We start from the raw sequence: 13,344 nt of genomic DNA on the forward strand, positions 1-13,344 counted from the left end.
ATCATTGCGAGCGTAGCGAAGCAATCCAGAATCTTTCCGCGGAGGGACTCTGCATTGCTTCGCTGCGCTCGCAATGACGAAGGATGAGGTAGCCCTCAAAAATCCTTCAGCAGCCGCTCGATGTAGTCGAGCTCGATCTGCGGGCGTGAGGGGTCGCCGAGGCGGCGGCGGAGTTCTTCGAGGATGCGGCGGACGCGCTGGACGTCGATCTCGCCGGGAATCTTGACCGTGTAATCGTCGCCGAATTCGCGGCCGTGCAGCGGCCGGCCGAGCGGGTCGGTCTGGTTGCCGCCGCTCTGCTGGCGGCCGGCGCGATTGCCGGGACCGTCGCCCTGGCCGTCGCCGTCGCCCTGCTGCATCGCCTCGGCCATCTTCTGCGCACCCTTGCGCATCGCATCCAGCGCCTTGCCCTGGGAATCCACCGCGCCATCGGCATTGCCGTCGCCAAGCTTCGAGCCCGCATCGCCCATGGCGTTGTCGGCGGAATCGAGCCCGCCGTCATCATCGCCCTGGTCGGCGTCCTGATCGCCATCCTGGCCCTGGTCGCCTTGCTGACCTTGCTGACCCTTCTGTCCCTGCTGGCCTTTCTGACCCTTCTGCGAAAGGCCGCGCTTGGCCATTTCGTCCTGGAGCTTCTTCAAGCGGTCGCGCAGTGCCTGCTGGTCCTGCTGCAGGTCCGACATCGACTGATCGCCCTGCTGCTGCTTGCCGCGCATGCGATCGCGCCGGGAGTCCTGGCCCTGCTTGTAGGTCTTGTCGCGCAATTGCTGCTGCTTGCGGATCATGTCGCCGAGCTCGTTGAGCGCCTGCTCCATGTCGCTCTCGCCGGACTGTCCCGGCTGCGCCATCTGAAGGCCCTCCAGCATCTGCTGGAGCTGGTCGAGCAGCTGCTTGGCCGCGTCCTTGTCGCCCGAGCGCGACAGGCGCTCCATGCGATCAATCATGTTCTGGAGATCCTGCTGTCGCAGGATCTTGGTGTTGGGATCGAGCGGGCGCGCGAGCTGCTGCGCGTCCTTGTTGTTGCGGAACTGCTCGGCGAGCTGGCGCATGAAATTGTCGAGCGCCGCCCGCAGGTCCTGCGTGAGCTTCTTGATCTCCTCGTCGCTGGCGCCGCGCTCCAGCGCCTGCTTCAAGGCGTCCTGCGCCGCGCGCAAGGCCTTCTCGACGTCGGAGATGTTGCCGTCTTCGATCGTCACCGCGAGCGCCCACAGGCTCGCCACGACCTCGCGCAATGAATCGTCCGTGCGCGCGGCCTCGAGCTGGCGCGCGACACTGTGGAGGCCGAGATATTGCCCGGCCTCCGGCGTGAACAGCTCGGGCGCGATCATCAGCGCGTCGAGCGCGGTGTAGACGTCGGAATTCTTGTTGGCGTCGAGCGCGAGGATGCGGCGCTGCTCGATCAGCGCGCGCGCCAAGGGCTTGGTGAAGAGCCGCTCGGGCAGGCGCATGTTGAACGGCTCGCTCTTCGCCTCGTTGCCCGCCTCATCCTTGGCAGTGAGCGTCAGCGTGACATCGGCGCCGGCATAGGGATCCTCGCTGAGATCCTTCACTGTCTGGCCGACGCCATTACGGGTGCGCGCATTCGGCAGCACCAGTGGAAACTGCGGCGGCTGGAACAGCGGCCGCGCAGCGGCCTTGCTGTCACCGTCCTTGCCGGCATCGGTGGAGCGCGGAGCGACTTGCGCCTCGGCGCCGGTGACGCCGTAATCGTCCTCGATCTTGTAGACGAGCTGGAGCGCGCCGCGCGCCTGGCGCTCCGGATCCTTGACCAGCGCGATCGTCGGCGGGCGGTCCGGCGTCGCCGCAAAAGCCCATTGCGGCTGGCCCGAGGGGGCGCGGACATGCGCAGTGCCGTCGCTGGTGATGGTGAAATGCTTCTCGTTGGTGCCCTTGGGGGTGGACTCGGTCGGCGCGACTTCCTTGAGGCCGCCGGAAACCACGACATCCAGGCTGCCGCCGGAGGAGCGCACGATCAGGGTCGAGCCTGCGGGAACGCCGAGCGGGCCGGAGGCCGGAAGCGCTGCGGCATCCTTGTTGGCGGCCGACAGGATCACCGGCGGTTTGCCGGTGTAGAGCGGCGGCGTGACCCAGGCATCGACGCGAATATTGGTTGGTGCCAGCACGCCGTTCCAGTCGAACGCCGCCCCCAGCCGTAATCCGCGCTCGTCGCCGGCCGCGAAGAAGGTCGCGACCAGCATCACCATGACCAGCGCACGCAGCGCCCAGGGATCATGGATGGCGAGGCGCGGGTGCGGCAAACCAGCGCGGATGCGCTTGAGCGAGGCCAGCGTGCGCTCGCGCTGCGCCTGCCAGAGCGCCTGCGCAACCGGATCCTGCGAGGTCAGCGTGTCCGTGAGCGTCGTGGCCGGGCGATGACGGATGCCCGAACCGCGGTCGAGCCGCGCGAGCGCCACTTCGCGGCTCGGCCAGCGAAAACGAACCAGGGGGAACAGGGCGGCAGCCGCGAGGCCTGCGAAAATGACGAGGCCGATGGCACGGGCAACAAGGGGCAGCGCCAGCCAGAGGCCGGCCCAGGACACCACCAGAAACAGGCCTACGACGGTGAGAACACGCGCCAGCCCGGGCCAGGCACGCTCCCACGCGATGGCATAAGTGGACCGCTTGAGGGCCTGCGCCAGCTTCAACCGCGACAGAGCATCGCCATCGCGGATCGGGTCTGACGGGTCGGGGGTGACGCCGTTCAATCAACTCTCCAGGTTACCCGGCAGAGTGGAGCGTATCACAACGGCAGCACTGAGGCATCCGTTCCCGTACGGGACATCCCCCTTTTCCCGCATAACACGAGGACGTGACTGCTCCGGCTCAACCCCGTAGTTTCCGCGGCGCCATCGAAGAGAAAGCAAGGGACGTAAAGGAAACGCCATGGACAAGAAGATGCACGACAAGGGCCTGGAAGTCCGCAAAGCGGTGCTGGGCGAGGCCTATGTCAACAACGCGCTGAAGAACGTCGACGACTTCAACCGTCCGTTCCAGGAGATGCTCAACGAATATTGCTGGGGCACGGTGTGGGGCCGCGAGGAGCTGCCGCGCAAGACCCGCAGCATGCTCAACATCGCAATGATCGCGATCCTCAACCGTCAGCACGAGTTCCGCGCGCATCTGAAGGGCGCGCTCACCAACGGCGTCACCCGCGAGGAAATCCGCGAGATCCTGATGCAGGTCGCGATCTATGGCGGCATGCCGGCGGCGGTGGACAGTTTTCGGATCGCGCGCGAGGTGTTCACAGAGATTGATGGGAAGGCGTGAGCCAAGCCAACCGCCCTCAACTTTATTGCTCCGTCATTGCGAGCGAAGCGAAGCAATCCAGAGCTCACCCTCCGGGGAAACAGTCTGAATTGCTTCGTCGCTTCGCTCCTCGCAGTTGACGACGGGAAGGAAATAACACCATGGACATCGGATTCATCGGCCTCGGAAACATGGGTTTCCCGATGGCGCGGCGGCTGGTCGAGGCCGGACATAAGCTCGTCGTGTTCGACACCCGCAAGGAGGTCGTCGACAAGCTCGTCGGGCGCGGCGCCACCGCTGCGACGTCGCCGAAGGATGTTGCCGATAAGGTCGAGACTGTCATGGCGAGCCTGCCGTCGCTGCAGGCCTCGCTGGAGGTTGCCACCGGCGCGAACGGTGTGATCGAGGGGAGCCGCGCAAAGCGCTTCATCGATCTGTCGACGGTCGGCTCGACGATGGCGGCAAAGATTCACGGCTTTCTGGCCAAACGCAGCATCGTGCAGATCGACTGCCCGGTGTCCGGCGGCGTCGGCGGCGCCGAGAAGGGCACGCTGGCGGTCATGGTGTCGGGGCCGAAGGCGGAGTTCGAGCTGTTGAAGCCCGCGCTCGACGTGATCGGAAAGGTGTTCTTCATCGGCGAGAAGCCGGGCGCAGCGCAGACCATGAAGCTCGCCAACAACTTCCTCTCGGCCACTGCGATCGTAGCGACGTCGGAAGCCGTGGTGATGGGTGTGAAGGCCGGGCTCGATCCGGCCGTGATGATCGACGTCATCAATTCGGGCTCGGGCATGAACACGGCGAGCCGCGACAAGTTTCCGCGCTCGGTGCTGCCGCGAACGTTCGACTTCGGCTTCGCCACCGGGTTGATGGTGAAGGACGTGCGGCTCGCGCTGGAGGAGATGAAGCAGCTCGGCCTGTCGATGGAGGTCGCGGACGCCGTCGGACGGCTGTGGGAGACGGTGATCAGCGCAGAGGGCGCCGAATCCGATTTCACCGCGGCGATCAAGCCGATCGAGAAGAAGGCCGGCGTCGTGGTCGGTGGCAAGACCGGCGGCTTGGCGGGGAAATAGCCGCACGCCCCGATTGTTGAGATGCCATCGCGCTTCGGTCATCACAACCGGGGCGCGAAGCCGCGCGCTGTTTCGCGATGTCACGCTTCATCCTTGAGTTGTATTCGTTGTGGGCTATCCTGCGCGCTCTACACGACTGCCAAAAAACATCAGGGGAGGACGGAATGAAGCGTCATCGACACTTACTTGTCGGTGCGACCACGGCCCTGTTTGCCTGTGTCGCACTCGGTACGTCGCCCGCCATGGCGACGGCGTGCACCAACCTTCGATCTTTGCAACTGCAGCACACGGTGATCAATTCCGCGGACGACAACACCACCGGCACCTTCGTGCCGCCTGGCGCGAGCCCGATCACCGGCCTTCCCGCCTTCTGCCGCGTCACCGCAACCCTGATCCCCAGCTCGGATTCCAGCATCAAGATCGAGGTCTGGCTGCCCGAGAGTACGTGGAACGGCAGGTTCCTCGGCACCGGCGGCGGCGGCTTCCAGGGCCAGATCACCTACAACGAGCTCGCCATCGGCATCCAGGGCGGCTTTGCCGCGACCAACAGCGACCTCGGGACCGGGTCATCGGGATGCAATCCGCTGTTCTGCGGCTCGGCCGGCAACATGGGCAATCCGCTCGCCATCGACTTCGGCGATCCGACGGCGCCGTCGACGGGCCTGTTCGGGCATCCCGAGCGGATCAAGGATTTCGGCTACCGCGCGATCCATCTGATGACCGAACGGGGCAAGGAGATCGTCAGCGCGTTCTACGGCCATCGATCGCAACGGGCCTATTTCGCCGGCTGCTCCACTGGCGGACAGAACGCGCTGATGGAGGCGCAGCGCTTCCCCAACGACTATGACGGCATCCTTGCCGGCGCTGCCGCATTCAACCGCACCCATTTGCACATGGCAGGACTCTACGGCTGGCAAAACACGCATGCGAGTCCCGGCCGGTTTATCCAGACCGGCCAGATGACGCTGATCAACCAGGCCGTGCTCAAGCAATGCGTCGGCCAGGACGGTGGCGCCAAGACCGATCAGTTCCTGACCGATCCGCGCGACTGTCATTTCGATCCGAGTGTCCTGCTCTGCAAAGGCGGCAACGCGCCGCCGGCCTGCCTGACCTCCGATCAGGTCACGACCATGCAGCGCTATTACGCCGGCACGATCGACCCCGTGAACGGACAACTCGTCAATCCTGGCTCCGAGCGCGGCAACGAGACCGACGACATCCTCGCACTCGGCCTCGCGTTCCAGGAGCGACTACCGGAGCCCGCCTTCGACGGCCTGTTCTACTGGGTGTTCGGCCCGAGCTTCGGCTATCCGGCAAGCGCGACCAACTATGCCAATTTCGACTTCCACCGCGACATCGACAAGGTCGACGATCAGCTCGCCGCGGTGCTCAACGCGACCAGCACCGATCTCGGCGAATTCAGGGGACACGGCGGCAAGCTGCTGATGTACCACGGCTGGGCCGACCCGCTGATTCCGTCACAGAGCAGCATCAACTATTTCCTGGCCCTGGTGGGGAACGAAGGCCAGGGGCCTCAACCGGTCGCCTTCTCCGATCACGGCAACGGCAATCCGGCGCTGCAACGGACCCAGAGCTACGCACGTCTGTTCATGGTACCCGGGCTGTACCACTGCTCCGGCGGCCCCGGTCCCAACACGTTCGATGCGCTGACACCGCTGGTCAAATGGGTCGAGGCCGGCGTCGCACCGGAGACGATCCTCGCGACAAAGTTCGTGGCTGATACGCCGCCCGCGGTTCAGATGACCCGGCCGCTCTGCGTCTTCCCCAAGGTCGCGAAGTACAACGGCAGCGGCGACACCAACAGCGCGGCGAGCTTCACCTGCGTCACCGACGAGAACGATTTCAACCAGAAGCCGGCTCCGAAATACGGGCCGTGACGAACACGCAGCGCCGGCGAGTCCAACCTCGCCGGCGTCCTCACAACCACGGCGCCGGCGTATCCATCGCGATCAGCTGCTCGACCTCGATGCGCGGGCGCACGACCGCGTATTGATCGCCCTTCACCAGCACCTCCGGCACCAGCGGCCGTGTGTTGTAGGTGCCGGCCTGCACGGCGCCGTAGGCGCCCGCGGTCATGACGGCGATGAGATCACCCGGCTTCGGCGTCGGCAGCGTGCGGTCCAAGGCGAGATAGTCGCCGGTCTCGCAGACCGGACCGACGATGTCGGCCTTCATCGTCGCCGCGCCCTTGTCCGGCTGCGTCACCGGCAGGATGTCGTGATGCGCCTCGTACAGCGTCGGACGGATGAGGTCGTTCATCGCGGCGTCGATGATGACGAAGTTCTTGCCGTCGCCGTGCTTCACATAAATCACCTTGGCGACGAGGATGCCGGCATTGCCGACGATCATGCGGCCCGGCTCGAACATCAGCGTGCAGCCGAGATTGTGGCTGACGCGCTTGACCATCGCCGCATAGGCGTCCGGCGCCGGCGGCGCCTCGCGGTCCATGTAATAAGGAATGCCGAGGCCACCGCCGAAATCGACGTGACTGATGTTATGGCCGTCGGAACGCAGCGTCTGCACGAATTCGGACAGGATGCGGAACGCGATCTCCATCTTGGAGAGATCGGTGATCTGGCTGCCGATATGAACGTCGGTGCCGGTCACTTCGATGCCCGGCAACTTCGCAGCCCGCGCATAAACCTCGCGGGCGTGGACGATCGGAATGCCGAACTTGTTCTCGGACTTGCCGGTGGAGATTTTTGCGTGCGTACCGGCATCGACGTCCGGATTGACGCGAATGGAGATTCGCGCGGTCTTGCCCGTCTCGGTCGCAAGGCGCGACAGCAACTCGAGCTCGGGCTCGGATTCGACGTTGAGGCAGAGGATGTCGGCGGCCAGCGCGGCACGCAGCTCGGTCTCGGTCTTGCCGACGCCGGAGAACACGATCTTGCTGCCGGGAATGCCGGCGGCCAGCGCGCGCTTGAGCTCGCCGCCCGAGACCACGTCAGCACCGGCGCCGAGCTTCGCCAGCGTGCGCAGCACCGACTGGTTGGAGTTCGCCTTCATGGCGTAGCAGACCAGCACCTTCTCGCCGGCAAAGGCCTCAGTGAAGACGTGGTAGTGCCGCTCAAGCGTGGCGGTCGAATAGCAATAGAACGGCGTGCCGACGGTCGCCGCCAGCTCGGACAGGTTCACCGCCTCGGCGTGCAGCACGCCGTTGCGGTAGTCGAAATGGTTCATGGCGTTGGCTCAGTTGCCCCAACCTATCGGCTGGGCTTTTCGTCCAGGAGCGGGTCGAGGATAAACGGTTTCTTCTTACCCTTGGTCGCCGCCGGTGGGGCATCCGCGCCATAGGTCGGATTGTACACGCTCGGCGTCTTCTGGGCTTCGGTCTCGGTGTCGGTCGGCGCAGCGATGTTGGCCGTGGACGCGTTGGAAGCGGTCGGTGGCAGATCGAGCGGGCCCTTGCGGCCGCAGCCAGCGAGCGCAAGCGCGCTCAGGCTCAAGACAATGATGGCCCACCCCGAGCCGGCCGGGCGAAACTTTGACGTCACGACGAAATCCCCACTACGCGGGGCGCACCATACAGAGATTGGCGCGCTCTGGCGAGAGCCGGATGACCATGAAACATAAGCGAAATTTTGCCTTCAGCCCAATTTTCGCTCTTTTTCCAGCCGCTTCGCCCAGGCCTTGGCCTGCGACGTCACGTTCTTCGGCGCGGTGCCGCCGAAGCTGGTGCGGCTCTTCACCGACGATTCGACCGAGAGCACGCCAAGCACATCCTTTGTGATCTTTGGCTCGATCGCCTGCATGTCCTTAAGCGGCAGCTCGTGCAGCGCCACGCCGCCCTCGGCGGCCTTGGCCACGATGCGGCCGGTGACGTGATGGGCCTCGCGGAATGGCATCTTCAGCGTCCGCACAAGCCAGTCGGCGAGATCGGTCGCGGTGGCATAGCCCTCGCCGGCAGCCGCCTTCATCCTGGCTTGGTCAGGCACGAGATCGCGCACCATGCCGGTCATGGCGCGGATCGCCAGCGACAGCGCGGCAAAGCCTTCCATGGCGCCCTGCTTGTCCTCCTGCATATCCTTTTGATAGGCGAGCGGCAGGCCCTTCATCACGATCAGGAGGCCGTTGAGCGCACCGATGACGCGGCCGGTCTTGGCCCGCACCAGCTCCGCGGCATCAGGATTGCGCTTCTGCGGCATGATCGAAGAGCCGGTGGTGAACTTGTCGCTGAGGCGGATCATGCCGACCAGCGGCGAGGTCCAGATCACGATCTCTTCGGCGAAGCGCGACATGTGCACGGCGCAGATCGAGGCGGCCGACAAGGTCTCCAGCACGAAATCGCGGTCGGAGACCGCATCGAGCGAGTTCGCCATCGGACGGTCGAAGGCCAGCGCCTTGGCGGTCGCGTGACGGTCGATCGGGAACGAGGTACCGGCGAGCGCGGCCGCCCCCAGCGGGGATTCATTGAGCCGCTTGCGCGCATCCTGGAAACGGCCGCGGTCGCGTGCGGCCATCTCGACATAAGCAAGCAGATGGTGACCGAACGTGACGGGCTGCGCGGTCTGCAGATGCGTGAAGCCGGGCATCACGGTGCCCGCATGCTCCAGCGCGCGTTCCACCAGCGCCTGCTGGAACGCGGCGAGCGCCGCATCGGTCGCGTCGACGATGTCGCGGACATAGAGGCGGAAGTCGGTCGCGACCTGGTCGTTGCGCGAGCGCGCGGTATGCAGGCGGCCGGCGGCGGGCCCGATCAGTTCCGACAGGCGGCTCTCGACATTCATGTGAATGTCCTCGAGCGCGCGCTTGAATTCGAAGCCGCCCTTGCCGATCTCTGACAAAATCGTGTCTAGACCCTTGCCGATATTTTTCGCATCAGAGGCCGTGATGATGCCCTGGCTGGCAAGCATCGCGGCGTGGGCCTTGGACGCGGCAATGTCCTGGGCAAAGAGGTGACGATCGACGTCGATGGAGACGTTGATCTCTTCCATGATCTCATCGGGACGTTCCGAGAACCGGCCGCCCCACATCTTGTTGCTCATGATCCCCTGCTCACGCCTTGCTTTGCCGCATGTTTGCTGGTGGTGGCCAGCCGTATTAAGAGGCCTCTGATAGCCATATCTGCGACCGGATGACAAACGATATGCTCGACCAGAAGCCCTCCGCCACGCGCCGGATCCCCATCGTCATCGCCACCGTGGTGGTCGGCGGGCTGGCCGGCTTCGCCGCGCTGTACGGGCTCGGCCTGAGCCGGACCCCATCAGGCGATCCGGCTTGCCGGGCGGCGGTGGCCACGGCCCAAAAGATCGCCCCGCTCGCCCACGGCGAGGTGGCGGCGCTGACCATGGCGGGCGCCCCCCTGAAGCTGCCCGACCTGGCCTTCGAGGATGCGGACGGCAAACCGAGGAAGCTCTCGGATTTCCGTGGCAAGACCCTGCTGGTCAACCTCTGGGCCACCTGGTGCGTGCCATGTCGAAAAGAGATGCCGGCGCTGGACCAGCTCCAGACCAAGCTTTCAGGCCCGAATTTCGAGGTGGTCGCGATCAATATCGACACCCGCGACCCCGAGAAGCCGAAAAACTTCCTGAAAGACGCCAATTTGACCAGGCTCGGCTATTTCACCGATCAGAAAGCCAAGGTTTTCCAGGATCTTAAGTCGATAGGACGGGCCTTGGGCATGCCGACCTCGGTGCTGGTCGACCCGCAGGGCTGCGAAATCGCGACGATCGCGGGACCGGCCGAATGGGCGAGCGACGACGCGCTCAAGCTGATCCGGGCCGCGCTGGGATCGGCGGCTGCGTCGCTTTAGGCGGTGATATTGAGGTTGCCGCCGACGCCTGCGCCGATATTGGCGAGCGAGGGCTGACCGGCGCCCAGCAACGTCAGGACGGCGGATTTCTCCGCGTCCGCGTTCTGCTTCATCAGCGTCGCCGAAATGTTCGACTGCAGCGCGCCTTGCTGAGAGGCCAGCATGGTGCTGACCATCGCCATCGTGTCCATTACGCAAATCCTCGTACCGGAGGCAGCCTAGGCGGAGTGGATTAACGCGACATGAATTGTCACGAAGCGGATGCCGTAGGCAAAGCGAACCTTGCCCACCAATTCCCTCGCATGAATGGAGAGGCTGCGGGCACGGCGCTTTGCGCCTTTGCCCACCCTTCGGCACCGAGGCCAGCTTACCTAGTCGGAACCGGCTTGGCGCCGCGGTAGTCGTAGAAGCCGCGCTGGGTCTTGCGGCCGAGCCAGCCGGCCTCGACGTATTTCACCAGCAACGGGCACGGCCGGTACTTGGAGTCGGCCAGGCCCTCATGCAGCACCTGCATGATCGACAGACAGGTATCGAGGCCGATGAAATCGGCGAGTTCCAGCGGCCCCATCGGATGGTGGGCGCCGAGCTTCATCGCCGCGTCGATCGCCTCGACGTTACCGACGCCTTCGTACAGCGTGTAGATCGCCTCGTTGATCATCGGCAGCAGGATGCGGTTGACGATGAAGGCCGGAAAATCCTCGGAGACGGCGACCTGCTTGCCGAGCTTGCCGACGAATTCCTTGGAGGCCTCGAAGGTGGAATCGTCGGTGGCGATGCCGCGGATCAGCTCCACCAGCTCCATCAGCGGCACCGGATTCATGAAGTGAATGCCGATGAAGCGCTCGGGCCGGTCGGTGGCCGCGGCAAGCCGCGTGATCGAGATCGACGACGTATCGGAGGCGACGATCGCTTCCGGCTTCAGCACCGCGCAGAGATCGTGGAAGATCTTGCGCTTGACCTCTTCCTTCTCGACCGCCGTCTCGATCACGAGATCGCAGTCGGCGAGGTCGTCGAGCTTCTCGGCGAGCTTGATCCGCCCGATCGCCTTGACCTTGTCATCCTCGCTGACGGCCTGCTTGGAGACCTGTCGCGCCAGATTGCCGTTGATGGTGGCCATACCGGACTTGAGGCGGTCGGCCGAGACGTCGTTGAGCACCACGTCGAAGCCAGCCAGCGCCGCGACATGCGCGATGCCGTTGCCCATCTGACCCGCGCCGATCACGCCGACCTTCTTGATCACTGCCGCCATAATGTCATCCACCGGAACGGCGCGCATGTCGCGCCAGCCTAATCCCCCGAGCCGGGAAATCTGATTTAATCAGAACCTTGGCTCGAAACCTAGATTGGATCGCTTCTAAGGCGTGCCCCACGCCAAAGAAAACGCCTCGAAAAAGCAACACCGGCCGGAGTTTATACCTCCGGCCGGTGTTTTTAACGCGTTTTACTTGCCGAGCTTGCCGAGTTCGGCGGTCAGCTCCGGAACCGCCTGGTAGAGGTCGGCGACCAGGCCGTAGTCCGCAACCTGGAAGATCGGCGCGTCCTCGTCCTTGTTGATCGCGACGATCACCTTGGAGTCCTTCATGCCGGCCAGATGCTGGATCGCGCCGGAAATGCCCACGGCGACATAGAGCTCGGGGGCCACGACCTTGCCGGTCTGGCCGACCTGCCAGTCGTTCGGCGCATAGCCGGCGTCGACCGCCGCGCGCGAGGCACCGACACCGGCGCCGAGCTTGTCGGCAAGCGGCTCGATGTATTTTGCGAAGTTCTCGCGGCTCTGCATGGCGCGACCACCGGAGACGATGATCTTGGCCGAGGTCAGCTCGGGACGGTCGCTCTTGGCGACTTCCTCGCCGACGAAGGACGACAGGCCCGGATCGGCAGCCGCTGCGACGCTCTCGACCGGCGCGCTGCCGCCGGCAGCGGCCGCCGCGAAGGTCGAGGTACGGACCGTGATGACCTTCTTGGCGTCCTTCGACTTCACCGTCTGGATGGCGTTGCCGGCATAGATCGGACGCTCATAGGTGTCGGGGGCGACGACCTTGATGATCTCCGAGACCTGCATGACGTCGAGCAGCGCTGCGACGCGCGGCATCACGTTCTTGAAGCGCGAGGTCGCGGGCGCGACGATCGCGTCATAGGACGGCGCCAGCGAGACGACCAGCGCGGCCAGAGGCTCGGCGAGATCGTGCGCGTAGGGCTCGCCTTCGGCGACCAGCACCTTGGCAACACCGGCGAGCTTCGCGGCCGCGTCGGCCGCAGCCTTGGTGCCCTGTCCGCCACCGGCGACCAGCACATGAACGTCGCCGCCGAGCTGGGACGCCGCGGTCAGCGCCTTGTTGGTGGAGTCCTTGAGGACCTCGTGTTCGTGTTCAGCAATCAACAGCGTCGTCATTAGAGCACCCCGGCTTCGTTCTTGAGCTTCGACACCAGCTCGGCGACGTCCTTGACCTTGACGCCGGCCTTGCGGCCCGCGGGCTCAGCCGTCTTCAGAACTTCGAGGCGCGCGGTGACGTCGACGCCGTAATCGGCGACGGTCTTGTCCGCGATCGGCTTCTTCTTGGCCTTCATGATGTTGGGCAGCGAGGCATAGCGCGGCTCGTTGAGACGCAGATCGGTGGTGACGATCGCCGGTCCCTTGAGCTTCACGGTCTGCAGACCGCCGTCGACCTCGCGGGTGACCTTGAAGTCAGAACCTTCGACCTCGAGCTTCGAGGCGAAGGTCGCCTGCGACCAGCCGAGCAGCGCGGCCAGCATCTGGCCGGTCTGATTGCTGTCGTCGTCGATCGCCTGCTTGCCGAGAATGATCAGGCCGGGCTGCTCTTCTTCAGCAACCTTCTTCAGGATCTTGGCGACGGCGAGCGGCTCGACGGTGCCCTCGGCCTTCACCAGGATGCCGCGATCGGCGCCCATGGCGAGACCAGTGCGGATCGTCTCCGACGCCTGCGCCGGTCCGATGGAGACCACCACGACTTCGGTCGCCTTGCCGGCTTCCTTCAGGCGCAGCGCTTCCTCGACCGCGATTTCGTCGAAGGGGTTCATCGACATCTTGACGTTGGCGAGTTCAACGCCCGATCCATCGCCCTTGACGCGGACCTTGACGTTGTAATCGACCACCCGCTTTACCGGCACTAAGACCTTCATCGATCCTCTTTCACTCAATTTGGGAGGGGGTATTCAACTGGCGCGGAACCTAAAGGCCTGATCCGGCCCGGTCAACGCGCGACAGGGCCAAATTTTAGACCTTAGAAATGG

The 13,344-nt window shown here is 64.7% G+C and carries 12 protein-coding genes; 4 read left to right on the forward strand and 8 right to left on the reverse strand.

Annotated elements, in window-relative coordinates; genetic code table 11:
• Positions 1–95 precede the first annotated feature (95 nt).
• On the reverse strand, positions 96–2,705 hold the full coding sequence (locus tag K3F49_RS30150; protein WP_234684528.1) for a TIGR02302 family protein: 2,610 nt from the start codon (positions 2,703–2,705) through the stop codon (positions 96–98).
• A 178-nt stretch (positions 2,706–2,883) separates the two neighbouring features.
• On the opposite strand from K3F49_RS30150, the gene K3F49_RS30155 reads away from it, so the two are divergent.
• From K3F49_RS30155 to K3F49_RS30165, 3 genes are all read left to right on the forward strand, one after another.
• Positions 2,884–3,267, forward strand: a complete 384-nt coding sequence (locus tag K3F49_RS30155) for a carboxymuconolactone decarboxylase family protein (RefSeq protein ID WP_128265891.1) — start codon at positions 2,884–2,886, stop codon at positions 3,265–3,267.
• Positions 3,268–3,407: 140 nt separating this feature from the next.
• Positions 3,408–4,316, forward strand: a complete 909-nt coding sequence (locus K3F49_RS30160) for an NAD(P)-dependent oxidoreductase (protein WP_234684529.1) — start codon at positions 3,408–3,410, stop codon at positions 4,314–4,316.
• A 164-nt stretch (positions 4,317–4,480) separates the two neighbouring features.
• Entirely contained in the window at positions 4,481–6,214 is a 1,734-nt protein-coding gene (locus K3F49_RS30165; protein ID WP_234684530.1) for a tannase/feruloyl esterase family alpha/beta hydrolase, read from the forward strand.
• Positions 6,215–6,254: 40 nt separating this feature from the next.
• Here K3F49_RS30165 and lysA read toward each other — a convergent pair whose 3' ends face one another.
• From lysA to argH, 3 genes are all read right to left on the reverse strand, one after another.
• Positions 6,255–7,520 (reverse strand): diaminopimelate decarboxylase, encoded by a 1,266-nt coding sequence (lysA, locus tag K3F49_RS30170; RefSeq protein WP_234684531.1) that lies wholly within the window; start codon positions 7,518–7,520, stop codon positions 6,255–6,257.
• 23 nt (positions 7,521–7,543) lie between these two features.
• Positions 7,544–7,834 carry an LPS translocon maturation chaperone LptM gene (gene lptM, locus K3F49_RS30175; RefSeq protein WP_234684532.1) on the reverse strand — a complete coding sequence of 97 codons (291 nt, stop codon included), beginning with the start codon at positions 7,832–7,834 and terminating at the stop codon, positions 7,544–7,546.
• 93 nt (positions 7,835–7,927) lie between these two features.
• Positions 7,928–9,325, reverse strand: coding sequence for an argininosuccinate lyase (gene argH / locus K3F49_RS30180; RefSeq protein WP_234684533.1), 1,398 nt, complete (start codon positions 9,323–9,325; stop codon positions 7,928–7,930).
• A 101-nt stretch (positions 9,326–9,426) separates the two neighbouring features.
• Here argH and tlpA point away from each other — a divergent pair, with 101 nt between their 5' ends.
• Positions 9,427–10,092 carry a thiol:disulfide interchange protein TlpA gene (gene tlpA, locus K3F49_RS30185; protein ID WP_234684534.1) on the forward strand — a complete coding sequence of 222 codons (666 nt, stop codon included), beginning with the start codon at positions 9,427–9,429 and terminating at the stop codon, positions 10,090–10,092.
• Here the strand turns inward: tlpA and K3F49_RS30190 are convergent.
• The 4 genes from K3F49_RS30190 to K3F49_RS30205 all read right to left on the reverse strand — a co-directional run bounded on the left by K3F49_RS30190 (position 10,089) and on the right by K3F49_RS30205 (position 13,233).
• On the reverse strand, positions 10,089–10,283 hold the full coding sequence (locus tag K3F49_RS30190) for a hypothetical protein (RefSeq protein ID WP_234684535.1): 195 nt from the start codon (positions 10,281–10,283) through the stop codon (positions 10,089–10,091). The genes tlpA and K3F49_RS30190 overlap by 4 nt on opposite strands.
• 176 nt (positions 10,284–10,459) lie before the next feature.
• Entirely contained in the window at positions 10,460–11,341 is an 882-nt protein-coding gene (locus tag K3F49_RS30195; RefSeq protein WP_234684536.1) for a 3-hydroxybutyryl-CoA dehydrogenase, read from the reverse strand.
• 192 nt (positions 11,342–11,533) lie between these two features.
• Positions 11,534–12,484 (reverse strand): electron transfer flavoprotein subunit alpha/FixB family protein, encoded by a 951-nt coding sequence (locus K3F49_RS30200; RefSeq protein ID WP_234684537.1) that lies wholly within the window; start codon positions 12,482–12,484, stop codon positions 11,534–11,536.
• Positions 12,484–13,233: an electron transfer flavoprotein subunit beta/FixA family protein gene (locus K3F49_RS30205; protein ID WP_234684538.1), complete on the reverse strand. Its 750-nt coding sequence runs from the start codon at positions 13,231–13,233 to the stop codon at positions 12,484–12,486. The genes K3F49_RS30200 and K3F49_RS30205 overlap by 1 nt, the downstream gene beginning before the upstream one ends.
• Positions 13,234–13,344: the final 111 nt, after the last annotated feature.

This window comes from Bradyrhizobium monzae, from assembly GCF_021458635.1.
GTDB lineage: Bacteria > Pseudomonadota > Alphaproteobacteria > Rhizobiales > Xanthobacteraceae > Bradyrhizobium.

Bases quoted from the DNA above. Each gene is read 5' to 3' on its own strand.
- K3F49_RS30160 (WP_234684529.1), top strand. From the start codon at position 3,408: ATGGACATCGGATTCATCGGCCTCGGAAACATGGGTTTCCCGATGGCG.
- tlpA (WP_234684534.1), top strand. From the start codon at position 9,427: ATGCTCGACCAGAAGCCCTCCGCCACGCGCCGGATCCCCATCGTCATC.
- K3F49_RS30205 (WP_234684538.1), bottom strand. From the start codon at position 13,233: ATGAAGGTCTTAGTGCCGGTAAAGCGGGTGGTCGATTACAACGTCAAG.
- K3F49_RS30190 (WP_234684535.1), bottom strand. From the start codon at position 10,283: ATGGACACGATGGCGATGGTCAGCACCATGCTGGCCTCTCAGCAAGGC.
- lysA (WP_234684531.1), bottom strand. From the start codon at position 7,520: ATGAACCATTTCGACTACCGCAACGGCGTGCTGCACGCCGAGGCGGTG.
- K3F49_RS30200 (WP_234684537.1), bottom strand. From the start codon at position 12,484: ATGACGACGCTGTTGATTGCTGAACACGAACACGAGGTCCTCAAGGAC.
- K3F49_RS30165 (WP_234684530.1), top strand. From the start codon at position 4,481: ATGAAGCGTCATCGACACTTACTTGTCGGTGCGACCACGGCCCTGTTT.
- K3F49_RS30155 (WP_128265891.1), top strand. From the start codon at position 2,884: ATGGACAAGAAGATGCACGACAAGGGCCTGGAAGTCCGCAAAGCGGTG.
- K3F49_RS30195 (WP_234684536.1), bottom strand. From the start codon at position 11,341: ATGGCGGCAGTGATCAAGAAGGTCGGCGTGATCGGCGCGGGTCAGATG.
- argH (WP_234684533.1), bottom strand. From the start codon at position 9,325: ATGAGCAACAAGATGTGGGGCGGCCGGTTCTCGGAACGTCCCGATGAG.